Below are 25,923 nucleotides of genomic sequence, written 5' to 3'. Positions count from 1 at the left end.
ATTCCGACTGATGCTGAGGCCTGTGCATCTCCGAACATTGTTCGATCGGCTTGCCCGGGCCATTATTACCGTCGGTGGGCTGGCGACCATCGTCAGCATTCTCGGGATCTTCTTTTTTCTGTTTCGCGAAGTCACCCCGTTGTTCACTGCGCCGAGCGCGAAGTTGACTCAACGCTTGAGTGTGCCGGCCCTCCTTGTGGACGAAGGTCCGGCTCAGGTGGCGGTCGATGAACATCGTGAGATCGCGCAGGTGTTCACATCAGGAGCCATTCAGTTCTTCGATCTGGCATCGGGCCAACCCATCCCGTTGGAGATGCCGGCACAGGTAACGAGCCGCCAGATCACGGCGATGGCGTCCGGAGGCGGCAATGCTCCGCGGTTGGCCGTGGGCACAGCCGATGGTGAAGTCCTGTTCTTGAAAGTCGGCACCACGACGGAATTTACCGATCGAGGCGAGCGACGCAAGCGCCCGCATATTCGCGCCGGTCAACCTATTCCACTGACGAAAGGCCCCATCGTCCGGCTGGCTTACCGGGCCAATGATCACGGAAGTCTGCTGGCCCTCCTGTCGAAGGGCGGCCGGCTGCTCGTCGTGCGCATCGCGGCGGATGACGTGGCGGGCGACCATCCGATCATCACGGAACTGCCGCAACCGAAAGGTGTGGTGACGGCCCTCGCCCTGGATGCGTTACTTGAAAATCTGTATGTGGGAACCGCGGACGGACAGGTGGTGCATGTCGCCTTGTCCGAGACGGAGTCGCCGGAGATGAGGGCCGCCTATACGGTCGCCGCATCCTCGACGGCCGTCACGACGTTGGGGTTTCTGAGTGGCGATCGGAGCCTGGTGGTCATGTCTGAGGACGGTGCGGTGTCGACCTGGGGACTTGTGCGACGGGCCGATGCTCCGTCCGGTTGGACACTGACTCGAACCCATACCCTTCGCGCTCACAATGCGCCGGTCACCGCATTTGCGCCGTCGCAACGGGTCAAGGGGTTTGTGACCGGCGACAGGAAGGGTAATCTGTTCCTGCACCATGCGACTTCTTCTCAAACGTTGTTGCGGCTGGCCACCAGCGAATTTCCGATCCGCGCCGTGGCGTTCGCCCCGAAAGGCGACGGATTGATCGCATTGGACGGGGCCGGGCAACTGTCGCTGTACCAGGTACAGAACGCCTATCCCGAAGTAACGCTCGAGACATTGTTCGGCAAGGTCTGGTACGAGGGGTACGATCAGCCGGCGCATGTATGGCAATCCTCCTCCGGGTCGGATGATGTCGAGCCGAAGCTCGGTCTGCTGCCGCTGGCATTCGGAACGCTCAAAGGGACGATGTACGCCCTGTTTCTCGCCGTGCCGATTGCCATTCTGGCGGCGATGTGCACCTCGCAGTTCATGCATCAGGACCTGCGCGCGAAAATTAAACCTATTATTGAAGTCATGGCGGCATTGCCGACCGTGGTGCTCGGCTTTCTTGCCGGACTCTGGCTGGCGCCCCTCCTTGAGCGAATGCTCCCGGCCGTGGCCGCTATGGCGCTGGTGTTGCCGGTGCTGGTTATCGTGGCCTCGTTCGCCTGGTACCTCTGTCCGTTGTCCGTGAAACGGCACCTTCCGCAGGGGCAGGAAGCCCTGCTATTGATCCCTCTCATGGGATTGGGCATCGCCGGGTGTCTTTGGGCGAATCCGTTCATCGAAGGCTGGTGGTTCGACGGGAACGTCAAGGCCTGGCTCTCAAGCCGGCTCGGTATCGAATACGATCAGCGCAACGCCTTGATCGTCGGTATCGTGATGGGGTTTGCCATCGTCCCGGTGATCTACAGTATCGCCGAAGAGGCGCTCTCCAATGTGCCGAAGATCCAAATCGCCGGGTCGCTCGCGCTGGGAGCGACTCGTTGGCAAACCGTCCTGCATCTGGTGCTGCTGTCGGCCAGCCCTGGAATCTTTTCCGCCGTGATGATCGGGTTCGGCCGCGCGATCGGAGAAACTATGATCGTCCTGATGGCTACGGGGAATACTCCCATTCTGGATTGGAACTGGGCGAACGGCTTTCGGACGCTGTCGGCCAATATCGCGGTAGAAATTCCGGAAGCCCCGCATGGCGGAAGTCTCTATCGGGTGTTGTTCCTGGCCGCCCTGCTCTTGTTCATCGTCACGTTTGTCATCAACTCGTTGGCGGAACTCATTCGTCAGCGGCTCCGGGATAAATACAGCCATGGGTGAACGGTCGAAGTTCATGAAGCAATTCTGGCGGGGCGGAGAACTGTTCGTCTGGATGACGGCCTCCGGTGTGGCGCTTAGCCTGTTGATGGTGGCCGGCATGCTGGGGCTGATTATGATCAACGGCCTGGGGCAGTTCTGGCCCGGTGCATTGCAGGAGACGACGCTCAAGACGCAGGAGACGGTGATCGGTCAGGTGGTGGGAGAAGAAGTGATCCCCAATTCGGTCACGCCGGACTCGCCGGACGGACAGCGCCGTTTTCGGTATCGGGTCGGCAATCGGGATGTGTTCGGGGCCGAATATCGGTGGATCAATGCTGCGGATATAGTGACGAGCGCGCGTCCCGAGGATCTCACGGTGGTCGAGCGACGTGAGTGGGGGCCTGCCTTCGGTCGCATCACGGTCGGCATGGAGGGGGCAGCGACAGGAAGCGCGAGCGGGAGTTCGTGGACGACGGTCAAGACGCTGGTGGAACGGGCTAATCACTTACGTCGCCGCATCGAACATCTGGAGCGGGAGGAAATCGGATCCATCAACTATCGGATTGAGAAGGCCAGGCTTGCCCGACATGCGTTGACGCTGAGCGGCCGACTCGACCCCGGCGATGCCGACGGAGACCGGCTCCTCCTCGATCGGATTGCCGAGCTGGAACGAGACTATCTCGCCAAGACTGAGGTGCTTGAGCGGTTGCACAAGGAGGCCGGGCAGGAGGTTCTGTTCCTGACGCTCTCCACCGGCCGGTCGGTGCGGCTGTCTCTCGATCAGGTGTTGGCCGTCAGCCGGCCGAACGGGATGCATTGGGGCGAGAAGCTCCTCGCCTATGTCCGGAATCTGTGGCTGTTTGTGTCCAGCGAACCCCGTGAAGCGAACACGGAGGGCGGGATCTTCCCGGCGATTTTCGGCACAGTTCTCATGGTCTTCTTGATGACCGTGGCCGTGATGCCGTTCGGTGTCATGGCGGCCGTCTATCTGCGGGAATATGCGAAGCAGGGTCTGCTGGTCAGGCTGGTGAGGATTGCGGTGAATAACCTTGCCGGTGTGCCGTCCATTGTCTTCGGCGTATTCGGGTTGGCCTTCTTCATCTATGCCTTAGGCGGAACGATCGACCAATTGCTCTTTCCGGAATCGTTGCCCAATCCCACCTTCGGCACCGGCGGCATTCTCTGGGCATCGCTGACCTTGGCTCTGCTCACGGTGCCGGTAGTGATCGTCGCAACCGAAGAAGGCCTGTCTGCAGTGCCACGAGATTTCCGGGAAGGGTCGATCGGGTTGGGCGCGACCAAATTTGAAACAATCCGGCATGTCATCCTCCCCTGTGCGTTACCGGGGATTCTAACGGGGCTGATCCTGGCCATGGCCAGGGCGGCCGGCGAAGTGGCGCCCTTGATGCTGACCGGGGTGGTGAAGTTGGCGCCCGCCCTTCCATTGGATAGCTACCTTCCCTTCCTGCACCTCGATCGAAAGTTCATGCACTTGGGGTTTCATATTTATGACGTCGGATTTCAGTCGCCGAACGTCGAGGCGGCCAAACCGATGGTCTATATGACCACGCTGATTCTGATCCTCGTGGTTGTGCTGCTGAATTGGACGGCCGTGCGCCTGCGCAATCGTTTGCGGAAACGTTTTGCCGCCTCCGCGGTTTGATTTCAGAAAGGAACTGGCATGGATCTCCAAACTCGCAGCGTGTCGCCGACGGCCCAGACATTCCCGGTGCGTCCGGTCGTTCCGCAATCGCGCCTCACCCGTCCCCAGGAGACGCAAGGAACCTCCGTCGATGCAAAAATATTGGTCCGAAACCTGGATTTTTATTATGGCCCGCGACAGGCTCTGTTCCGGGTTTCACTCACGGTACGGACTCATTCGGTCACCTCCTTTATCGGCCCGTCGGGGTGCGGAAAATCCACCTTGCTGCGCTGCCTGAATCGTATGAACGACCTGGTGGAAGGCGCGCGCGCGGTGGGGCGTGTGGAACTGGACGGTGTCGACATCTTCGACCCCGTCATCGACGTCACCGATCTCAGGAAACGTGTGGGCATGGTCTTTCAGAAATCGAACCCGTTTCCCAAATCCATCTACGACAATGTGGCATACGGGCCGCGTCTGCACGGCACCAAGGATAAGCGGTCCCTGGATGAACTCGTGCAGCATAGCCTGCAGGGCGCCGGACTCTGGGATGAGGTGAAGGACCGGTTGACGCAAAGTGCCCTGGGATTGTCCGGCGGACAACAACAGCGGTTGTGCATCGCGCGGGCGCTGGCGGTCCAGCCCGACGTCATCCTGATGGACGAGCCCTGTTCGGCCCTGGATCCCATCGCGACCGGCAAGATCGAAGAACTCATCTATACGTTGAAGGATACCTACACCGTGGTGATCGTGACGCACAACATGCAGCAGGCCGCGCGCGTGTCGGATCAATGCGGTTTTTTTCTGATGGGCGAATTGGTAGAGTTCGGCGATACCAAGACGATTTTTACGACCCCGCATGATAAACGAACGGAAGACTACATCACCGGGCGGTTTGGATAACTCGCGGGAGGAGTTGGAGCATGCAACGACATTTCGATCAAGACCTCGCGCATCTCAAGCAGACATTGCTCCGCATGGGAGGCCTCGTCGAATCGCAGATTCAACTGGCCCTCCAGGCTCTGGTGGATAGGGATTCCGATCTGGCGGTCGACGTCATCAAGCAGGACCACGATGTCAACGCGTTGGATGTCGAGATCGACGAGCTCTGCATCCAGTTGCTGGCCCTGCAACAGCCGACGGCCCGCGATCTGCGATTCGTGACGACGGGGATGAAGATCTCGTCCGAACTGGAACGGATGGGCGATCTGGCCGACAACATCGCGCAGCGCGCCCTGGAGCTGAACGGCGAGCCGCAGCTGAAGCCCTACATCGATATTCCGCGCATGGCCAATTGGACGATGCGTATGGTCAAGGACTGTCTGGATGCCTTCGTGAATTCAGATCCGGTGCTGGCGCGGAAGGTGTGCGCCGACGACGATTTTGTCGATGAGGTGAACGAGCAGTTGTTTCGAGAACTGCTCTCCTTTATGCTGGAAGACACGCGGACCATTACCCGCGCGATCCGCCTCACCTTTGTGGCGAAGTCCCTCGAACGGATCGCCGACCATGCCACCAATATCGCGGAGCTGGTCGTCTACATGGTTGAAGGCAAGAACATCCGGCACATAGCTCCCTCAGCGAGCCTGTAGATGCCAAAACTGGCCGTCCTCGACATCGGCACCAATTCCATTCATATGGTCCTGGCGGAAGTGCAGCCGGACTACACCTACAAGATCCTCGACCGGTTCAAAGACATGACCCGTCTCGGCGACGGAGTGTTCACCTCCCGCCGCCTCTCCGACCAAGCGATGATGCGCGGACTCGAAGTCATCCGGAACCTGGTGACGCTGGCCAGGAACAAGGGCTACGAGCGGATCGAAGGCGTGGCGACCAGCGCGGTGCGGGAGGCGCGAAACGGCGGGGAATTTCTGGATCATGTCGCGCAACAAACCGGGTTGACGGTGCGGGTCATCACCGGCGCAGAAGAAGCCCGCTTAATCTTCCTTGGCGTGCAGAACAGCGTCGCTCTCCCTGAGCCGCCGACCCTCGTGATCGATATCGGAGGCGGTTCGGTCGAGGTGATCGTCGGGAACCGGGACACGATCTATCAGGCTCGCAGCCTCAAGTTGGGAGCGATTCGGCTCAAAGATTTGTATCTGACGAAGACACCCCCCTCCAAGGCGATGCTGCACGAATTGGAAGAAGCGGTGACCAGTCAACTCAAGCAGGCGCTCGGTACCTATAAGACCAAACGCGTGGAGCAGATCATCGCCACTTCCGGGATGGCGGGCAACCTGGCCGAAGTCATTTATCTGCAGCGCACGGGCCGCCCTCTCCAGCAGCTGAACCTCACGAAAATTTCGGCGAAAGAAATTGCCGCCGTTGAAAAACGTCTGGCCGACGCCACGCTGAAAACCCGGCTGGCCATGCCGGGGCTTGATCCCAAACGCGTGGATACGCTGCTTCCTGCGACGATGGTGTTTCGAATTCTGCTCGACCTGTTACGGAAAGATGAGCTGACGATTTGCGACAAGGCGATCCGGGAAGGGATCATCTACGACTTCATTCAGCGCCACCACGAGGGCATTCAGGCGGAACGGGATATTCCCGATGTCCGGAAGCGGAACATCCTGGCCCTGGCTCGCCGGTGCCATGTCTCCGAGACGCATGCGCTCCATGTCGCCGGACTCGCCTTACGCCTGTTCGATCAAACCACGTCGTTGCACGGATTCGGGCAGCGGGAGCGTGAGTGGCTGGAGTTCGCGGCCATCCTGCACGATATCGGATATTTGATCAATTCACGCCAGCATCACAAACATGCCTACTACCTGATCAAGAACAGCGATCTCTCCGGATTCACCGCCGAGGAAATCGATCTGGTGGCGAATATCGCGCGGTATCACCGCCGCTCGGTGCCGACGCGAAAGCACAGTGAGTTCACCGCGTTGCCGCAAGGGAACCAGCGCATCATCAACGTGCTGTCGGCCCTGCTTCGTATTGCCGACGGATTGGATCGAAGCCAGTTTTCGGTGGTGCGGAACGTCGAGGTCAAAATCGGCAAGACCGTCGTCATCACAGTGGACGTGTCGGGTGATGCCGAGTTGGAAATCTGGGCGGCGCGTGGTCGCAGCGATCTCTTCGAGAAGGTATTCAAGCGGCCGGTTCAGTTCGTCACCACAAGTCAGGAGGACGAAGGCAACTAAGGCATCGGCCGCTTCGGGCACTGTTTCCCCCGCCCTCCCTCGCAGGGTGCGCATGTGCGACGCCCTGTCTGTTTCTATGAGCAGTCTCGGAGAGAATATCCCGGCCGGTCAGGTAGTACGTTGCGTGGTCGGCATGCTCTCATTATTGAATTGGTGTCTGATCCGGCGGGTGATCAGGCCAGGGCGCGCAATTGTGCTGCGGTCAGCCACCATGCGAGTCGTCCTGCCGAGGGCCGCACGGACTCTTCGATGTGGATCAGGCAGGCCCCTGCTTTTTTGAGCGACAGGCCGCTGCAAGGTTTTCCCGTGAGCAGGATTCCGGCTGCCAGGCTCAGGTGAGGTTCATGGCCGATACAGAGCGCGACGGCGTCCGGCGGGAGCGCATCCAGCAGCGCAAACAGGGTGCGCGGATGCGCTGTTGGACTGAGTTCGGCGCAGATCCGGATCTTCGGCTTGGGACGAATCAAGGATTGAAGAATGGCGGCGGTTTCGTGCGCACGCGCCAGGGGACTTGAAAGGATATGCGTCGGTTTGATGCGCAGATTGAGCAGTCCCTTGCCGGATTCTCGGGTTCGCGCTGCGCCTTTGTCGGTCAGTGGACGGTCCTGTTCCTGCCCGCTCCACTCCTGACGCTCGATCGCGATACCATGTCGAAAGAAGAGGCAGTCCATCGGGCATCCTCCAACAGGAAGCAAGTCGGTGATCGGGTGGCGGTCACGAGTTCAATCGTTCCTCGAAGTCTTATCGCTGTTCTCCGGCCGGCACCTCTCATGTCTACTTTGAGGTTGGCATGAGGAAGCCGCGTTCCCCTATTCATACCGCATCATCCGGTTTCGGGCAAGAAGTCGTTCAGGCGGCTGCTGCCTACCAAGCTACCGTGCTTCGTTTGATCCGCCACGCGATGGCGGGCGACGGCACCGCCGACACCATCCACTCGATTCGTACTCACTGCCGTAGACTTCAAGCATTACTGGAGCTCTGTAATAATCGTGACCGTGCCGCGATGATGGCCCGGACTGTGAGTCGCTTGAGTCGGCTCCGGGCCTTGCAGGTCTTCCGGCAATATCTGATGAAGATTGAAGCTCCCGAGTCGGACATCACTGCCGTCGAGTCCTGGATCGTCGAGCGGGAACGCAAGCTGACTCGCGCGCAAACCTATCGCAAGATTGAACAGGCGGTCTGGAAACAGGCGCTTCCGATGATCACTCCCCCGGGTCTTTCCGTGAAGCACCGACTGGAAGTCTTGAGGCATGAGCATGAGCGCCTCCTCTCGCGGCTGATCGAGAAGGCCCTGGAGAAGCCAAGTCGAAAACGTCTCCATGCGCTGCGTCTCACCCTGAAGACGATCCGCTATCAGACGGAATGGCTGCCGGGACAAGCGGCGGCCAAACAGGATGGGCTGAAACGGATCAAACAGGTTCAGGCCCTATTGGGACGGTATGAGGAAATGGCGGATTTCAGGCGCTGGGGCAAGAGGCTGAATCTCACCGTGCAGGCATGTATCGAACGGGACTGGAAGCGGGCCCGTCGCCGGGCGAGACGAGTGCCGGAAGAGTTGGCCTGGTTGCTGGATGCACTGGCCGCAGGCCGTCTGTGGAGCGAGGGCGATCGCAAAGGCGCGTTATTGAGCCTGGACGATGTCCGGCTTCTCTGAGGAAGGGATGATCAGGCGAAAGCCGCCTGGAACCATTTTGATGTGTCCCGCAGCCGGGCCCTCCCCGGCCAGTTTTTTATTCAGTTGCTCCATGCACCGGTCGATTACCCCGTCATGCATCAGAGCGTCGTCTCCCCAGAGGAGCGTGCTGAGTTCTTCTCGCGGGACCACGCTTCCGACCGTACTGGTCAGTCGCCGCAGTGATTTCCATTCATGAACGGATAGCGTCAACTTCTGCCCGCGGTACATTGCCACGTACAGACTCTCCGTCAAGGCGAGATCCTCACCGAGGTCCTCCTCCTGTCCTTGTCCCTGCTGAGATCGGCGCAGCAGCGCCCTCACGCGAGCGACGAGTTCGGCCGTTGCATAGGGTTTGACGATGAAGTCATCGGCTCCGCCGTCGAGCGCCTCGACACGACGTTCCTCAGACGAATAGCCGGACAGGAGAATGATGGGAATGTATTTTGTGGAAGGGTCCTGCCGGAGGCGTTTGCACATTTCCCGACCGGTCAGACCGGGCAGGTTATCGTCGGCCATGATCAAAGAGGGCTTGATCCGCCACACGTCCTGCATCGCGGACGGGCCATCGAATGCGACGTTGGTCCGGAACGAGGCTTGCCGAAGGATCTGATCCAACAACTTGGCCTGGCCTTGGTCGTCTTCGACAATTTCAATGATTTCCAAACCCATGCAGGCACTCCCCTGAACCATCATCGGTCGGCGGAGGAGGAAACTTGAGGGGAACTGATTTGGAATGGGGCAGGCCGCACTCGTCGTCTGTCTAGAGGCGATAGGCAACACCGGAGCGCAGGCTTTGTACGGCCAGGAAGCAGGCCCGTGTCACGGCGTCGATCTGCTCAAACGGGATGACCGGGGCTTGTCCTCCCGCAACGGATTTGACGAACCGCGACATTTCTTCTGTAAACCCCTTGTCCCGTTTTGCGGTCTTGAACACGGTACTCTTGCCGTCCTTATAGGTCTGCGTTTCTATGAAGTCGTTCATGACGAGCGACTTGCCGTCCGCATGGGCCTCAAAGCGTTCTTTCGGAAGTTCGCTGTCCCCCTCTGCCGTGTAGATGATGGTGCCGATGGATCCGTCTGCAAAATTCACTACGATACTGCATTGGTCATCGGTGATGCCGGAGCTATGACGTCCGATTCTGGACGCATACACCGAAGTGGGCGACGAGGCCGAGAGCGCTTGCATGTAATCGACGAAATGACACATTTCGCCGATGAGGCGCCCGCCTCCTATGTCCGGATGTTGTATCCAATGATCGGCTGGAATGCGTCCTGCGTTGATTCGATACAGCATGACGAGCGGATTTACTCGCGATGCGAAAAACCTCCCGGCTTCCTGTGCATGTGGAGAAAACCGCCTGTTGAAGCCCACCATCAAGTGTAACCCGTCTGGTGCCTTCTTCTCATAGACGGAGCGGATGTCCTTCAGTTCGTCTTCCGTCAGGCAGAGCGGTTTCTCTACGAACACATGCTTGCCCGCGAGTAGTGCTTTGATCGTCAGGGCGGCATGGCTGTCATGGCGGGTTCCGATCAGCACCGTGTTGATGGCCGGGTCATCCAGAATGGACTGGCTGTCGCTCGTGCAATAGGCGGCAGTGATTTTTCCGGCCAGGGTCTTCGCTGTGATTCCCGAGGCGGTACAGATGCCGCGAATGCCGACGTGTTCCATGTTTTGAAGCGGCGGGAGCAGCATATCCTTTACGTGGTTTCCAGCTCCGATGATTCCCAGCATGACCGGGCGAGCGGCCGGGGCTGTCCCGACGGCAATGGTTCGCGGTAAAGGACGAGCCCGATCGGAGGGATATGTGATGACCATTGCGATATAGGGTGTCGAGCCCTCCATCATCAGCGCATAGGCCGACTCCGCCTGCTCGATGGGAAAGCGATGGGTGATCAGCGGCTTGAGGCGCACCTTCCCTGTCGCAACGAGTTCGAGAAACGCCTGCATGTTCCGCTGCTCTGTCCAGCGTACGTACCCGAACGGGTAATCGTGCCCATGTTCCTCGTAGGCGGCGTCGTAGCGTCCTGGGCCGTAGGACATGGAGAGGCGCAGGTCCAACTCCTTCTGATAGTACGATTCGCGAGGCACATTCATTCCCACCGCGCCGACCACCACCACCCTCCCCTTTTTCCTCGCGATCTCGCCGGCCACTTCGATGGGACCATTGTCCTTGGTGCTGGCTGTGATGATCACCGCATCCACGCCATGGCCGTCGGAAAAGGTCGCGGCTGCATCCGCAAGATCAGAGGACATTGCTACCAAATCCGCTCCCGACTCACGCGCCAACTGCAACTTGGATTGATCGACATCGGATCCCAACACACGGCAACCGGATGCCTTCAACAATTGCACGGTCAGCTGGCCGAGCAGTCCAAGGCCGATCACGGCGATCCGGTCTCCCAGCCAGGGCTCCGCCTGACGAACGCCCTGCAGAGCGATGGCTCCAAGCGTCACAAAAGATGCATCCTCGGAATCCACGCCGTCCGGAATTTTCACGCAGAGATGTTTCGGCACGTAGATCATTTCGGCATGGGACGCATAGTTTTGCCCGGCACAGGCAACGCGGTCCCCGACCGTAAAGGATCCCGCGTCGCGAGCAGCCTCCAGCACGGTGCCCGCGCAGCTGTAGCCCAACGAGGCCGGCGAGTCCAGTTTATCGAACACGCGGGAGAGTGTGAGCGCGAGCCCGTCTGTCTGAATCGCAGAGAGGACCTTCTTGATCTTCTCCGGGTGTTCCATGGCCTTGCCGGCCAGCGACTTTTTCGTGCTCTGAATCGTCGATTTCTCGGTTCCCGGGCTGATGAGGGAGGCTTCATTGAGCACGAGCAGCCCGCAACCTCGCAGTGAAGGCGGAGGGACCTCCTCTACCTTCACCGCTCCGGACCGTTTATGTTGAAGAATTTGTTTCATGGAAGAGACTGCCGGCGTCGGAATGGTTCTGTGATCAACTGTTTCCCTTCAACAACTGCCGGACGTGTTTCCAGGCTTGTCCGAATCCCCAGGAGTGGGTACCCGGCTGGCTTGCCTCGCGGGTCTGATCCCCTTCCAGACTTGAGAGGCGAACGGCCGTGTCCTTGAAAGTCCGGTCGGTACGGAAAATCAGCCGATATTGCTCGAGGGCCTCCGGTTTTTCTCCCAACTGCTCCAGGGTTCGCCCCAACAGATAGCGTACGCTTAAACTTTGCGTGCGCGGCGCGTTGTAATCCATGCAGGCCTTTCGAAATGCCGCCACGGCCTGGGGGACAAGACCAAGCGCCCGGTAACAGAGCCCGATCTGTCCAAACGCCCGAAGGTGGTAGGCCGGGTCTCGTGCGGCCTGCTCGAATTGGGCGATCGCGGCGATATAGTCCTGAGATTTCCGGAGCGTCATTCCCCGCTGATAGTAGGGTTCTGCCGCGCCGACAGGTTGTTGGCTCTCGATTTGTGGCGGGGACTCACGTGATGGTAGAGATTGCGCGATGGATTCCTGCGCATCTGGCTCCTCCGCATCCTTCCCTGCCGCGAGCTCTTCCAGATCGTCCAGTTCCGCCAGCGGGAGGATTCGATTCTTTCGTCGATCGAGCGCCGCCTGCGCCAGCAGCTTCGCGGTGATCCGCGTGGCCTGCTGCGCATACCCATAGGTCAAGGCCATTTCGCACACTTGGTTGATCAACCGTGGATTTCCCTGGCTCAAACGGTAGGTCAAGGCACAAGCCGGGGCGCTAAAGAGCGGTTGCGTTGATCCTGCGAGCTGGATACGGTGGCGAATATAGTGCGCGACTTCTTCCTCCGTGAAGGGTTGCAGATGGTAATCCACCACGACCCGCTGCGCGAACTGGGTCATATCCACCCGGCGCAGGAGTGTTTGCAGATCCGGTTGGCCTGAGAGGATGATTTGCAGTTGCAGCGTCTTTTCCTGATTCAAATTGGAGAGCAACCGCAACTCCTCGAGCAGTTTCACGCCCAGATTTTGCGCCTCGTCCATGATCAGTACTACCCGCCGGTGCCGTGCCCTTTCCTGGGCAAGAAAATTGGCGAAGAGATGCTGGGCTTCGACCGGATCGACTTGTTTGTTGTTCAGACCAAGCGCAAAGAGAATCCACGGCAGCAGATGATCCACATCGTAGCGGGCATTGGTGAGGAAGCCGATCGAAAAGGCGTCGCGAGTATCCGCGATCAATTTTTGAAGCAGCGAGGTCTTGCCCATGCCGGGATCGCCGGTCAGCACCATGAATGGGGCTTCGGTGAGGAGGCCGTACTCCAGCAAACTATAGGCCGTGCGGTGGGTCGAACCAAGATAGAGAAACTCACTGTCCGGCAGCAGCGAGAACGGTTTGCTGTGGAGGCGGTAGAAGCTTTTATACATCGATGGCCTATATCATTCTCTTCATGGTCGCCGGCGTGGCCGTCGCGTGGCCCACTTTGTTGACGACCGTCCCCAGCACAGGTGTCGACGGTTTGATAAGCGATAGCGCTCGTTCCACATCTTCCGCTTTTGTGCGTCCTTCTTCAATCACCACAAGCATGGCATCGAGATACGGCGAGAAGGCCAGTACATCCGAGGTCTGCAAAATCGGGGGCAGGTCGAACAGGATCATACGCGATTGATAGCGATGTTTAAACTCCTCGACCAGGGCCACCATTTTCGGAGAAGTCAGGGCTTCCGCCGAGTGTGACACGGTCCGTCCTCCGGGCAGAAGAACGAAGCGGCCGATACCGGGATGCACCAGTAATTGTTCGATCGGCACATCGTTCAGCAAATAATCGGCCAGTCCCTGGCACTCACCCAGATCGAACATCTCATGTACGCTGGGGTGCCGGAGGTTCGCATCGACCAGCAGCACGGATTGCGTCACGTCCATGGCCAGACTGGCGGCCAGGTTCACGGCGGTGAAGGTCTTTCCCTCTCGCTCGCCTGGGCTGGTCACGCCGATGACATTCCATCCTTTTTCTCTGACTCGATGCAACACCTGGGTACGCAGGATTTTGAACGAATCTACGAACGGCCCTCCTTCAAAGCCGGCCAGGATACGCTGCTCCCTCAGCACCGGTTCGGGGATCTGTATCGAGCGCGTACGGGTATACACGATTGTGGCCGGAATCGCCCGCATAGGCTGCGTTCGTCCGGGACCGGATCTGGGAGGGCTCTGGTGCTGCTGTTGCTTATAGCGATCGAGCGCCGCTTGAAACCATTCCATGGTTACCCCTTTCCATACTGGCAGACAAGCTCAACGACCTCACGTTGCGAGATGACCACGGTCATTCGATGCCGAATCTCCTCAAGGCCGCGAACCACACCACGTCCAAGGGGGTCCAAAACAGATGGCAGATGAGCACCAACAGGGCCACCGTTCCCAGGCCCGTGAGACGAATCCTGTTTCTTCTGGCGAGTGCACGAGCCAGATCTGCCCGATTGGGCATGTAAGGAATAACCGCCAGGGGGAAGGCCTGCGACACTCGTACCAGTTGTTCAGGGGTACGAATAGAATGGTCCAGATGCTCCGTGAGCGCGGCGGCCCCTGCGCCGCCCGCCAGCGCCAGGATGAACCCCAACAGCACAATGGCCTTCCGGTTGGGCTTCTCCGGCGATTCCGGCAGCCCCGGAGGATCGATGAGCGAGAACCGCTCGCCTTTCCGTTGCACTTCGAGGCCTTCCGACACCTTGGCCTCCAGGAGTCGCGAGCGAATGTCCTGATATTTTTGGGACGAGGTGTCGCGGTCGCGCGCGAGCGTCAGATAGTCCGGTTCCAGCACCGGAGTCCGCTCGATGCGTTTGGCATAATCCTGAAGACGTTGCTTGACGGTCGTACGGCTGGTTTTCAATGCTTGCAGAGATGAATTCACCGAATTGAGTTGTGCCTGAATGTTGATGTAGGCAGGATTTTCCGGACGCTGCATCGGCTTGTTGCCGGCACCCGTGCCGATCCGACGGAGTTCCCGTTCCAGCACCACGATCGTGCGTTGGGTTTGTAACACATCGGGGTGGTTCTCTCCGAGGCGGTCGGCAAGTGTGGCCTGCCTGGCCCGGGCATCGATCAATTGTTTGGCGACCTCTTCAGTCTCCGGATTCGCCCCGGTTTCCCGCTCCAGCGCAGAGATTTCCTGTTTCATCTTAATCACATCTGGATGGTCCGACGACAGATTCGCGGCCACTCCGGCATATTCCGCCCGGAGTCCACGTAACCGCTCCACACTATCGAGGATACGTTCTCCGGTGACGGACAGGATGGGTGTATTCGGCTTAATGGTTGCCAATTCCCCGTCGAGATACGACTTCCGCTCCTCAAGGCTGCGGATCTGTTGATCGAGGTCCATCAGCTCACGATCCGACTGGTTCATCATTTGGAGATTCAGCGGCATTAACTCGGGCAAGGCACCGGCCGCGCGTTGCTTGAACGTGGCCAGTTTGGCCTCCACCTCTTCGATATGCGCCGCGAGGCTTTCCGCCTCTTGTTTCAGAAAGGTAGTGGTTTCTTGTGCTTGGCGTTCGCGGCTCTTGAGATTCTCGCCGAGAAACAGGCTGGTCAGTTCATTCGCCACACGTTGGGCGGTATCAGGCGCCCCACTGTTGTAGGACACGGTGAAAGCAATGGTGGCCTTGGTCGCATGCTGCGTCCGTTTGTCGATGACATCGGCGCTGATGACTTCAACTTCGATATCCTTGATGAAACGTTTGATGACCTCCTCTGTGGGGTTTTCACGTCTCATTTCGGGGTACAGATTGTACTGCTCCACGACCTTCCAGAGACTGGAACGGCTCATGACCTGTTGCTTGATCATCTCAATTCGTTGGTCGGCGTAACTGGTGATGGTGCTATGGACGAGTTCCGCAGGCACTTCCTGTTCTTCGATCAGAATCGTTGCGGTGGATTTGAAGGTCGGAGGCCAGAGCACTGCCGCGGCCAGGCTGAGGCACAAGAGAAACCCCGCTACGAAAAAAATAACGGTTCTCCGGCGCTTGAATATCGCAAGATAGTCTCCAAGATTGATCGTGGCTTCTGGTTCTTGTGATCGTGGTTGACCTGTCATGGAGATATCCTTTTTCCTAAGCCCCAAACCTAATTCGAGATGGCCAGTTTCGGTGGATAATACGTCAACATGATGATGAGGGTATTCGACATGACCGGCTCATTAAAGGTCTCCACATCACGCCAGTTATAACTGTAGGAAACCTCGGTTCTCCACCATTCTGAAAAGTGCCAGGCCAGTTTCGGCGTGAGGTAAAAAAGTCGCTGCTCTGGTAGGGTGCCCCCCTGAGCCTGACTGGTTACCCCTGACACGATATACCCAGAAGCATCCAAGGAAGCCGTCAAGGTGTCGGTGAGGTTATAGGAGGTCAATGCTCCAATTCGATCGGTCTGAAGCAAGAGTCCGAAACCGCTGGGAACGATATCACGGGTCACGCTCAATTGTAGGCTGGCTCGCTCGAACTGCTGGGTCAGCATCGCCCCGTAGACCCAAATTGTGTCATTTGTCTTCTGGCTAAACCCGCCGCCCTGGGTGGTGGAACTGACAACCCGTGGTCCACCATAGGCCGTTGCCTTCAACCCTTCTGTAAAGCTATGAATGACGGATAACATGGCTCCCGGGTAATAGGCCCTCAGTCCAAAGGGTGCATTGGTCGTATGGAAGTTGGTGTAGGTTCCAACTATTTGCACATCGTCACGTTCCGTCAAGTGATATAGGAACCCGGCCGTTCCCCCAAACACCTGATAGTCGACCAGCCCAAGGCGGAGGCCGTCTTGATAACTCGCATCGCTGAACTGGAATGTACTTTGAAAGCCAAACTTTTCAGTGATCATCCTCGTCCAACTCGGATTCAAGTTCCACAGGTTCCGTTGGGTGAATCGTAAAACAATTCCGGTCGTCAACAACTCCCCCATCAACGTGTTGTCTCTGGTAAACCCCCCGGTGAATCCCCATTCGTCTCGCTCCGTCCGATACTTCATCGTCAACGGCAAGAATACATTCGTAAATCGGTCTTTCACGTCTCCGTAGTAGTCCACGAGGTCGAGCGCTGTCTTGCCGCTCACCTCCAGTCGTTCGGTCTTTCCGGCAAATTCTACTCCTGGTGAAATCCAATAGCCGTAGGTCGGATCATGGGGTGAGGGCGTCAGTAACAGGTTGTCATTGTAGTATGCCTTGGTGCTCATCGAGGGTACGAGTGACCATTCGGCCGCAAACCCTGGAACGGTGATGTGCAGGATCAAACACACCACCGTCAGCCAAGCCAGTCTCCTTCCTGACGACCGGGCGTTCTGCCCCCTTTTCCAACTCTGCGACGACAACTTCACGAGTTATGGCACCATCACGACGTCGCCGCGCTGTAAGATGATATTCTGTTCCAGATCCATGCCCTTCCGCACATCACCGTACCGAAATGGAAACGTCTGCTGTTGGCCCATCACCCGACGCACGATCTTGATGTCGTTTTCCGCCGCAAACGGAGTCAGTCCTCCCGCGAGACTCAAGGCTTGGAGCACATCGGTATAGTGGCCCACCAGGAATTCGCCGGGCTTTGTCACACGGCCGACGACATACACCTTGTAACTCAATGGCTTGATGACGGCGACCGTGATGTTCACGGCAGGAATATATTTGATCAGCCGTTTGGTGAGGTCTATGCGCAGTTCTTCCACCGTTCGCCCTTCAGCCGGCACGTCTCCGACGAGGGGAAAAGAAATCATGCCATCCGGCCGGACGAGAACTTCTCTAGTCAGGTGTTCATCTTTCCAGACGGAAATAAGCAGGACATCTTCGGGGCCGAGCCGGTACCCCTGGTCGGAGTTTGATGCTTCCTGAGCCGTGCTGCGCATGTCAGCAGATTGACAGCTCACAGTGGCGGTCAGGAACATACCTATGATCAATCCGAATGCGATTCTCTGAACGATCTGGAAACTATGATGCATGGCTTACGACTCCTATCCACTCGTTCGGGCGAGCAGCTGTTGTGCTTCACGTCGCCCTTGGAATTGTTCTGTGCTCTTGAGCGCTTTTACGAGATGCACCTTGGCTTCGACATTCTGACCCGACTGATAGAGAGCCGCGCCGAGGTGATAATTGAGCATCGGAAGGTCCGGGGCCTTGGCAATCGCTTGCCGCATGAGACGAACCGCATCATCCAAATGCCCCATTTTCAACCGAACCCACCCCAGCGTATCGAGAAATAGCGGGTGCGGCGCCTCTTTCTCAAAGTCGCGGCTCAAGAGAAAGGCCCGTTCCAGATGCGGCGCATCAGCTTTGAAATCAGCGAGTAGAGCCGCGAGGTTGTTCGCAGAGAGGACATTGCGGGGATTCATCCGCAACACGGCGTCGTATGCACCGATGGCTTCATCGACCGAACCCTGGTTTGCCAAGACCGATGCCAGCAGCATCTGCAGTTCTTCACTGGTCGAGTTGACCACGAGGCCTTCTCTTAATGTTCGGATTGCACTGTCCGCCTGGCCCTGCGAAAGCGACAGCGTCGCCCAGTTTATCCAGGGGAGCACCCAGGTCGGATTGATTCTGGTCGCCTCACGGAATTGTGCGGTTGCGGCATCGTGCCGACCGACAATCGACAGGACTTCTCCGAGTAGCCCGTGGGCGTAGGGATGGGCGGGATTTGCGGCTACCACAGTTTCCAGGCGGCGCCGCGCATGATCCGGTTGTTTTTGATCCAGATCGAGCCGAACGACCGCTAACAAGGGTTCCCGCGCCTCGGGGGTCATCGCCGCCGCCCGCTCAAAAGCCACGGTCGCTCTTGCGAAGTCCTTTTGGGCCTCCTTGAGGCGGCCCTCCGCCATCATGGTCACGGCAGTATCTCCGACCACTTGACGCAAGCTCTCCAGGGTCGCCCGTGCATGGTTCCAATCACCTGCCCCAAGATCTAGGGCAAAGAGGCGCTCCATCGTCGGGATATGATTAGGATGAGACTTTAAAATTTCGTTCAGGCGCACTCTGGCCCGTTGGAATTGTCCGCTCTGACTTTCCAATATGGCAAGCGCCAAATTCGGCTCGACCATATCAGGATAGAGCGCCATGGCCCGCTCGAAACTCTCGCGCGCGAGCTGCGAATCTCCGGTCAACAGATAGGCTTGCCCAAGCGAATAGTGCACGTGTGCCAATTCGGGTTGATCCCGAAGCACTGTGCGAAATGCTTGTACGGCATCTTTTCCATTTCCTCCAATGAGGGCAAGTTTCCCTTGCAGTATCAAGCCTTCGGCCGAACGGGGATTCTGCCGCAACACTTCCGCCAGTCGTCGTTCGGCTTCCGCCTGATGCCCGGCACTGAAGTCAAGCTGCGAGATTTTGACCTGCGCATCCAATCCTGCCGGCTTTTTGTCGTGTTCTTTTATTACCGACTCATACATCTGCCTGGCTCTCGGTAGATCTTTGTGGCGCTCATATAGAGCCCCTAAGGCAAACGGGACATTGGTCGAATAGGGTAACCGTTCCATGGCTTGGCGGAAGGCCTTCTCTGCAGCTTCTTTCCCTCTGCGCAGGCTCAAGAAATCAGTCAGTGCCAACCAGGCTTGCTCGCTGTCGGGAAAGACCTGTACCGCTTCGCGCAAAACCTGCTCTGCCTGTTCGGCCGCGTGGCGTTGATCATGGAAGCGGGCCAGTTTCAGCCAATGGTCATATAACGTGGGCTCTTCCTGAATGATCTGGCGTAAGACCTGTTCCGTGGCTTTGTCGTCGTGGGCTTCGTCGAGGATGGTTTTCAGATTATGCAAGAGATCCAGATGATGCGGATGTGCGTGAAGCGCAGCTTGCAACGTCGCTCGGGCATCTTGCGAGCGACGCATCTGGCCATACAGCGTGGCCAGGAGAATCGCGACATCCGGCTCGGTCGGGTATCTTTTGCTCAACTCCTCCGCCCGGACCCTCGCCTGATCCATCTTGTCATGCTGCGCGAGTAGGGCGATCTTCAGCGCCTGTGCCTGCGGGTCTTGCGGATGTTTTGCGAGCACCTTGTCCGCTGCCCGTCCCACCTCATCCACCAGTTTGGCTTCGAGATAGTACTTGGCCAAGATAATGAGGGCCTCTTTGTGGTCCGGTACGATATCGATGACTTGCTGGTAGTTGGCGACCGCATTGCGCCAGTTTTTTTCCTTTTCTTCTACCTGTGCCACGAGAAAATAGGCGTCAGCGTCTTTGGGATCGATCTTCAGTACGTTTCGCAACGCCACCCGGGCCTTCGGGAAGTTCCCCGCCTGGATATAATCCTGCGCTTTGCTGCGATATTGCGCCTTCCGCTCCTGGGGGCCTCCACAGGCCGACAAGGTGAGCATCAACGCCAACGCGGCCATGGCTGCGAAAGGCCTGAAGGCTGATGGCTGACGGTCTCTCATTGCTACGCTACGGTTCATTGATCGTCTCCACGTTAGAGCCAGGCTCTCACTCCCAATCCGAACAGGACCCATAACGAGAGGAACCCCAAGTGCTTCACTCGGTCGACGAACGAATGGAGTAATAACTCAAACGAAAAATACAACACGATCAACTTGGCGGCGAGAATGCTCAGGGTCGGCATATCGGCTCGCATTTCCGGCAGCAAGGGGACGATCAAGGCGAAAAATACCATCAGGTAATCCAGGGGTGTGGTCTGGAATCGATTCCCGCGGCTGAATCGCATGCTCAATAACACCAGAAGGGCGATGAGCGCCAACAGGGTATTCTGCGTCACGTAGATGGGCCAGATCTCCGGAATGCCCGACTGCTCTCCCATATACATCAGGAAAGCGCTGCCGACATACAGGCCCCCGCGCACAAAATGGGAGCGGTATTCGGGCATGAACCACAGACCTCCCAAGACCACGGCGAACAGGCTGAAGGCCGCGTACCCGACATCCATCGGGACATGTCCCGGCAAGAACACGCTCGCGATCAAGAACAACGGCACCACGACCGCGAGAAACCGCGGCGCCATGTCGCTGAGCCATATCCCGGCACGGGCCAATTTGGTATCGGAGAGCACTCGGCCCTTCGACGTTTCCGATAGCAGAAGGCCTCCCCGCTCGGCCGCGACGAACAGGGCGAACATGGCCAGGGCAAATGCGCCATACATGGTGAAAATCAGGGCATCGGATTGCCAGCGCAGAAGATACGCGAGGCCCACCATCACCGCCTGGATCCCATAGATCACGATGACGGCTTCATGGTGCGAGAGTCCGAGAGCCAGCAACTTGTGGTGGACATGGTTCCGGTCGCCGATGAAGGGCGACCGGCCCTTCGCAAGCCGCTGCCCCATGACCGCAAGCGTATCCAGAAACGGCAAGCCCAGCACCAGCAGTCCTACAGTCACAGGAAAGGGGGCGCGCGCAGGGTCACTCATGAGGAGTACGAGGACGCCCATCGAGAACCCGAGCAATTGGCTTCCCGCGTCGCCCATGAAAATCCTGGCCGGATAGGTGTTGTACCTCAAAAATCCCAGTAAGCCGCCTAAGAATCCCGCTGCCAGCACCAACACGGTGGTCTCGTGCGACAGATAGGCTAGATAGGCAATGCCGGCAAAACTCAGAAAGGCTAGACCTCCTGCTAGACCGTCGAGGCCGTCGGAGAGGTTGACCGCGTTCGAGGCCCCGACAAGAAATACCACGGTCAAGGGCATCGTCAGCCAAAGCGGCGCTTCTTCATCGTGAAGAAACGGAATCTGTTCGAAGTGAATGTGACCGAAAATGACTACCACGAAGATGGCCAGCAATTGCCCGACAAGTTTGGTTCTGTAATTCAGGTTGGCACGGTCGTCCCAAATGCCGAAACCCAGGATGATTGTCGCGCTCACCAATACCGGCGTGATGATAGGATCCTGCGGTGCCCAGAAGAAAACGGACAGGAGTGCCGCGAAGCCGAACGCGATGCCGCCGATCCTCGGAATCGGATTCGCATGGACCTTTCTCTCGCCGGGAAGATCCATGAAGCTCCAGCGACCCGCGTTCAGTTGTAGCGGCGGGATCAACGCCATGCAGATAAACAGGGAAGTGATGAAGCTGAAAAAGATCGCACTGGTCATGGTTAGTCCGGAATATACCGAGTGAGTTGAGGCTGAATGCCTCGAGCAAATTGCAATAATCGCTGCTCGACTTCTTGCTCATCTTCACCTGGATCGACGGCGGCGGACAGTCGAATCAGGGCTCCATCGCTGCGCTGTCGCATCAATGAATCCCAGAACAGGTAGAACTTGACGAGATATTCGCTGACAAGGTGCCGATCGCGCTGCTTGAACCAATAGAACACCAGTTGTTTCTGCCGATCTTTTTGGATGAGCACACGATTGATTTGTATCGCCGGCGACGTTTTCCCATCTGCCGACACATTGAGGGTAGTGTGGGAAGTGATTTCCCACCCTCCTCCAGGAATGCAACTTTGCGGGGAATGGGCTGACTGTCCCTTTCGTTGGGACCGATAGTAGGCCATGTAGAGGGTGATGGGGCTTGAGCCGGACGCCGCGTAGTCAGCCAGCAAATAGTCATCAAATCGCAGTGCAGAAATGAGTTGAGGCTCCACGGGTTGTGGACTGCCTTGCCATTCTCCGATTCGCATGCCGAAGTCGACGAAGGCAGTTCGTTCCGGTGGCACTTCTTGTCGCTCGCCGGCCGACCAGGAAAATAGCGCCACTGGGAGAATAAGCGCGAGGCTGCCGACATAGGCCGGTACCCGCAACACCATGGCCGGTGCGGCCCGAGCGGCTGCTGGGATCGATTCAGGGCTAGCCGATCCTTGAGAAATCTGGAATCGGTTCAGAAAGCCGTAACCACCGGGAAGCGGTTGCACGCGTGAGAGGGCCCACATTTCCGCCACCAGCATGGTCAAGGTGAAGAGGAACAGGACCCATCCTTCAAAGAGATGCAGAAATCCTTCCGCCGCCTGGGGCCCATACCACTCCACGAGGATGCCGACGACCCCGATGCGCAAACCATTGACGAGTACCGAAATTGGTAAGGCCGAGAGTACCAACAGGATTCGTTTCCACATGCGATCGCGGTAGAAGTACGCACACAACAGAGCCAGGGATGTCAGCGGAAACAGATACCTGATTCCGCTGCAGGCCTCCGCGACCTGCAATTGCACCGGGCCGAGATCGATTACGTTTCCTTCACGAAACGCCGTGACCCCGATGAGCTGGAGCACTCCAACGCCCAAGGCGGACGACCACAATTGCAGATGGCCCGAGAGTACATTGTAGAAGAATACCGGTAAGGGGATAGCGGTCAGGAGATAAGCAATAGGGAATGCCAGTTTCTGAAGCGGTTTAAGTCCGATGAAAGAGAGAACCAACCCTACGATCACGATCCAGAGGGAGAGGTGTAATATAAGATACAGGGTGGCAAGATTGCCGACGACATACAGCGCAAGACCAGCGAGAACGACTATTGATCCCCACCAGGACGGAGTGAGGCCCATTCCGGCCAACCGGTGTCTTTGCTGCCACGCGAGGATCGCGCTGATGACCGGAACAAAAAGTCCATGGCTATAGTCATCACTCCCCCATTGGTCAAATAAGAAGACTAAGCTGTCAGCGTACATGTAGCCCAGTAGGGCGACAAGAATCAACGCGATGACGGCCACGATACACCTTGATAGAATTCTAGTCCTCTCCCCCAGGCGGAGGAGAGGAGACATGACGGCGAGTTGCGCGGGTCGTAAGAGTGTCGCCGAGGGTAACGTGCGCGCTGTGCGTGAAGGCGGATGAACGGATTCTCACGAAACCTACGAATCTTTTCGTGAAGCCAGGCCTCGTGACCCTAGTCCGACCAACGCGATCAAACCGGCTCCGAACAACCACACTGCCGCAGGCAATGGAACTAGGGATGTCAGCGCTCCCTGTACTCTGTTCCCTACGCCGCTAAACACCAGGCGCCATTGGTTGGAAGCAAACGATGAGAGACTTGGAGGCGTGGTAGGTAAGTGATCATTCGCGAAAACGTTGCCGTTTGGATTGACCAACTCCATTTCGAATGTCGTGGGTGTCAAGCTATTCACCGCGGCAGGACTGCTCGTAAATCCATTGAGCGTCACCTTGAACGTGTCACCGAGTCCCGGGTTGTTGATCACTTGCATGACGCTGGATCCAGGGCTGAAGGTGGCTGTGTAGTTTCCGACCTTGACGGTCATGTTCTGGATTGGATTGGCGTACAGGCCCCACATGGGATCCCCGGGCAAGACGTCTGGAGTGGAGGAGTTGTAGGTGAAGCTTCCAGACACTGGAAGCGCCGAACCGAACCCGTTCACTCCGGATCCTCCCGATGTGAAGACACCGCCGTGAACTTCCGCAACCGAGCCGCTGAAATTGAATGGGACATTAGCCGCCTGGCTGGGCATAGCCACAAATAGAAAACCTAAAGCACCCACCGTCAGGCCTACCGTTCTAAGGCAGATTCTGTGTTTGAAGTAGCTCATCTTTTCTCCTTAACGCAGTAAGTAATATCGCAAACGCCTGCCTCGATAAGAAGCAGAGGATCATCTGACTCGACTACTTATCACGAATGTTTTTTGAACCATACTTAAAACTAAGAAACTGCGCAAGAGTTTTTTCTCCAAATCAGAATATTGAATAGGTATTTTCATTAAGTGGATGGAAATGCCTTCACTCTGTATCGCTTTGATACGAAAAAGGGGAGTGGATGTATATGTATGTTACATCGTAAGCACCGCAATACATGATCGGCTCATGGTAGGGCTAAAAAGCCTGGGCCATTAAGCACCAGTCGAACGATTGCAGGAAGGGATTTTTTATCACCTTCCCGTGCCTAGTTGTGTCGGTAGAGGGGGCTCCGGAAATTCGGACAGCGTGGTAAGTGGTAGCCTGGCTTCACCAACGCCACACCGCGCGGTGGCGACATAAAGGAGCGAGGCGATGAAGCGAACACGACGGAATCACGGGGCCACGTTGAAGGCGCAGGTGGCGTTGGTCGCGCTCAAAGGCGACAAGACGCTGGCCGACTTAGCCGAGCCGTTTCAGGTGCATCCCACCCAGATCACCGAATGGAAGCAGCAATTGCTGGCGCGGGCTGCAGACGTGTTTGGCGGGACCCCGCCGACGCCGGATACGCCGGATCTCAAAACGCACCACGCCAAGATTGGCCAGCTGGCCCTGGAGAATTGACCTAGCCGGGCTGAATTGGTCCAGATTCAATGTTAGTCTGGACCCCCAACCCAGGAGGTCATCCCATGCCCCGCAAATCGTACACCCCGGAAGAAATCATCCAACATCTGCGCACGGTCGAGTTGGAAAGTGGCAAAGGGGGTACCGTTGGGGAGGCGTGCCGGAAGGTCGGCATCACGGAACAAACCTACTATCGATGGAAAAAGGAGTACGGCGGCCTACGCGTGGATCAAGCCAAACGGCTCAAGGCGCTGGAACAGGAGAATCTGCGGCTCAAACGGATCGTGGCTGATCAGGCCGTCGATCTGTCGATCTTGAAGGAAGTCGCATCGGGAAACTTCTAAGCCCGGCGCGGCAGCGAGAGGCCGTGCGCCACGCGATGGCGGTGCTGCACGTCTCCGAGCGCCGAGCATGCCGGGCGATCGGCCAGCGTCGATCCAGCTATCGCTATGTCTCGCAGCCAGCCCCGACGGACGAGCGGTTGCGGCTTCGAGTCATCGAACTGGCGAAAGAGTATGGGCGATATGGCGATCGAACGATCACGTGGTTGTTACAACGGGAGGGCTGGGACGTGGGGAAGGAGCGCGTGTATACGATTTGGCGGCACGAAGGCTTGAAGGTGCCGGCGAAGCAGCCGAAACGCGCGCGACTCTGGCGGGCCGACGGCTCGTGCGTGCGTCTCCGGCCAACCCACCGCAATCAGGTCTGGTCGTATGACTTTGTGGCGGAGCGGACTCAGGATGGGCGTCCGTTTCGCATCTTGAAGGTGCTCGATGAGTACACGCGGGAATGTCTCGCGTCGCTGGCGGCGCGCCGGCTCGGCTCCCAGGACGTGGTCCTCCTGTTGGCCGAGCTGTTTCTGCACCACGGCGTGCCGCAGCACATTCGGTCCGACAACTATGGGCCGGAGTTCATTGCCAGGAAATTGCGCCGGTGGCTGAAGACTCTGCAGGTGGAGCCGCTCTACATTGAGCCCGGCTCCCCCTGGGAAAACGGTTATATCGAATCGTTCAATGGCAAAATGCGCGCGCAGTTCTTGAACGGCGAGCTGTTCTACACGCTGAAGGAAGCGTAAATTCTGACAGAACAGTGGCGGATCCACGACAATACGGTCCGCCCACACAGTAGTCTCGGGGGGCAGCCACCGGTCCCCGAGACGGTCCAGCTGGCAAGCTGAAGACTAACAAATGAGGTGGTACAAA

General features: G+C 57.8%; 18 protein-coding genes and 2 pseudogenes. 8 read left to right on the top strand and 12 right to left on the bottom strand.

Annotated features, from left to right (window positions below):
• Positions 1–10 precede the first annotated feature (10 nt).
• From NSND_RS02220 to NSND_RS02200, 5 genes are read left to right on the top strand one after another with little or no spacing between them, the layout of a single operon-like run.
• Positions 11–2,215, top strand: a complete 2,205-nt coding sequence (locus NSND_RS02220; protein ID WP_235000136.1) for an ABC transporter permease subunit — start codon at positions 11–13, stop codon at positions 2,213–2,215.
• Positions 2,208–3,857 (top strand): phosphate ABC transporter permease PstA, encoded by a 1,650-nt coding sequence (gene pstA / locus NSND_RS02215; RefSeq protein ID WP_200810459.1) that lies wholly within the window; start codon positions 2,208–2,210, stop codon positions 3,855–3,857. Before NSND_RS02220 ends, pstA begins: the two co-directional genes overlap by 8 nt.
• Before the next feature lie 18 nt (positions 3,858–3,875).
• On the top strand, positions 3,876–4,739 hold the full coding sequence (gene pstB / locus NSND_RS02210) for a phosphate ABC transporter ATP-binding protein PstB (protein WP_080877406.1): 864 nt from the start codon (positions 3,876–3,878) through the stop codon (positions 4,737–4,739).
• A 20-nt stretch (positions 4,740–4,759) separates the two neighbouring features.
• A complete protein-coding gene (phoU, locus tag NSND_RS02205) occupies positions 4,760–5,428 on the top strand; it encodes a phosphate signaling complex protein PhoU (RefSeq protein WP_080877405.1) in 669 nt (222 codons plus the stop codon).
• Positions 5,429–6,982 carry a Ppx/GppA phosphatase family protein gene (locus NSND_RS02200; protein WP_080877404.1) on the top strand — a complete coding sequence of 518 codons (1,554 nt, stop codon included), beginning with the start codon at positions 5,429–5,431 and terminating at the stop codon, positions 6,980–6,982.
• A gap of 173 nt (positions 6,983–7,155) precedes the next feature.
• Here NSND_RS02200 and NSND_RS02195 read toward each other — a convergent pair whose 3' ends face one another.
• On the bottom strand, positions 7,156–7,653 hold the full coding sequence (locus NSND_RS02195; protein ID WP_080877403.1) for a SixA phosphatase family protein: 498 nt from the start codon (positions 7,651–7,653) through the stop codon (positions 7,156–7,158).
• Positions 7,654–7,772: 119 nt separating this feature from the next.
• Here NSND_RS02195 and NSND_RS02190 point away from each other — a divergent pair, with 119 nt between their 5' ends.
• The gene (locus tag NSND_RS02190) at positions 7,773–8,636 is read left to right on the top strand and encodes a CHAD domain-containing protein (protein ID WP_080877402.1); all 864 of its coding nucleotides are present in this window, start codon (positions 7,773–7,775) and stop codon (positions 8,634–8,636) included.
• Here NSND_RS02190 and NSND_RS02185 read toward each other — a convergent pair.
• The 11 genes from NSND_RS02185 to NSND_RS02135 form a co-directional block, all read right to left on the bottom strand.
• Positions 8,604–9,326 (bottom strand): response regulator transcription factor, encoded by a 723-nt coding sequence (locus NSND_RS02185; protein ID WP_159450585.1) that lies wholly within the window; start codon positions 9,324–9,326, stop codon positions 8,604–8,606. The genes NSND_RS02190 and NSND_RS02185 overlap by 33 nt on opposite strands.
• 91 nt (positions 9,327–9,417) lie before the next feature.
• Positions 9,418–11,568, bottom strand: a complete 2,151-nt coding sequence (locus NSND_RS02180) for a bi-domain-containing oxidoreductase (protein WP_080877400.1) — start codon at positions 11,566–11,568, stop codon at positions 9,418–9,420.
• Positions 11,569–11,602: 34 nt separating this feature from the next.
• On the bottom strand, positions 11,603–13,003 hold the full coding sequence (locus tag NSND_RS02175) for an AAA family ATPase (RefSeq protein ID WP_080877399.1): 1,401 nt from the start codon (positions 13,001–13,003) through the stop codon (positions 11,603–11,605).
• Between the two features lie 7 nt (positions 13,004–13,010).
• On the bottom strand, positions 13,011–13,835 hold the full coding sequence (locus NSND_RS02170) for a CpsD/CapB family tyrosine-protein kinase (protein WP_080877398.1): 825 nt from the start codon (positions 13,833–13,835) through the stop codon (positions 13,011–13,013).
• Between the two features lie 61 nt (positions 13,836–13,896).
• Positions 13,897–15,666, bottom strand: coding sequence for a GumC family protein (locus NSND_RS02165; protein WP_080877397.1), 1,770 nt, complete (start codon positions 15,664–15,666; stop codon positions 13,897–13,899).
• A 29-nt stretch (positions 15,667–15,695) separates the two neighbouring features.
• Complete coding sequence (locus NSND_RS02160) at positions 15,696–16,790, bottom strand: hypothetical protein (protein WP_143833351.1); 1,095 nt, start codon at positions 16,788–16,790, stop codon at positions 15,696–15,698.
• 144 nt (positions 16,791–16,934) lie between these two features.
• Positions 16,935–17,453: a polysaccharide biosynthesis/export family protein gene (locus NSND_RS02155; protein ID WP_235000135.1), complete on the bottom strand. Its 519-nt coding sequence runs from the start codon at positions 17,451–17,453 to the stop codon at positions 16,935–16,937.
• Positions 17,454–17,558: 105 nt separating this feature from the next.
• Positions 17,559–19,985 carry a tetratricopeptide repeat protein gene (locus NSND_RS02150; RefSeq protein WP_159450584.1) on the bottom strand — a complete coding sequence of 809 codons (2,427 nt, stop codon included), beginning with the start codon at positions 19,983–19,985 and terminating at the stop codon, positions 17,559–17,561.
• A 14-nt stretch (positions 19,986–19,999) separates the two neighbouring features.
• Positions 20,000–21,628, bottom strand: a complete 1,629-nt coding sequence (locus NSND_RS02145; RefSeq protein WP_080877393.1) for a glycosyltransferase family 4 protein — start codon at positions 21,626–21,628, stop codon at positions 20,000–20,002.
• Positions 21,629–21,630: 2 nt separating this feature from the next.
• Entirely contained in the window at positions 21,631–23,184 is a 1,554-nt protein-coding gene (gene xrtD / locus NSND_RS02140; RefSeq protein WP_159450583.1) for a VPLPA-CTERM-specific exosortase XrtD, read from the bottom strand.
• 141 nt (positions 23,185–23,325) lie between these two features.
• A complete protein-coding gene (locus tag NSND_RS02135) occupies positions 23,326–24,015 on the bottom strand; it encodes a VPLPA-CTERM sorting domain-containing protein (RefSeq protein WP_080877391.1) in 690 nt (229 codons plus the stop codon).
• A gap of 457 nt (positions 24,016–24,472) precedes the next feature.
• Here NSND_RS02135 and NSND_RS02130 point away from each other — a divergent pair.
• Positions 24,473–24,718, top strand: a pseudogene (locus NSND_RS02130) (transposase); the annotation flags it as partial.
• Positions 24,719–24,786: 68 nt separating this feature from the next.
• A pseudogene (locus tag NSND_RS02125) lies at positions 24,787–25,898 on the top strand (IS3 family transposase).
• Positions 25,899–25,923 lie beyond the last annotated feature (25 nt).

This window comes from Nitrospira sp. ND1, assembly GCF_900170025.1.
In the GTDB taxonomy this organism is placed as follows: domain Bacteria; phylum Nitrospirota; class Nitrospiria; order Nitrospirales; family Nitrospiraceae; genus Nitrospira_A.
Note: the sequence above shows the minus strand (reverse complement) of the source record. Positions and strands in the feature narration are given on the sequence as shown.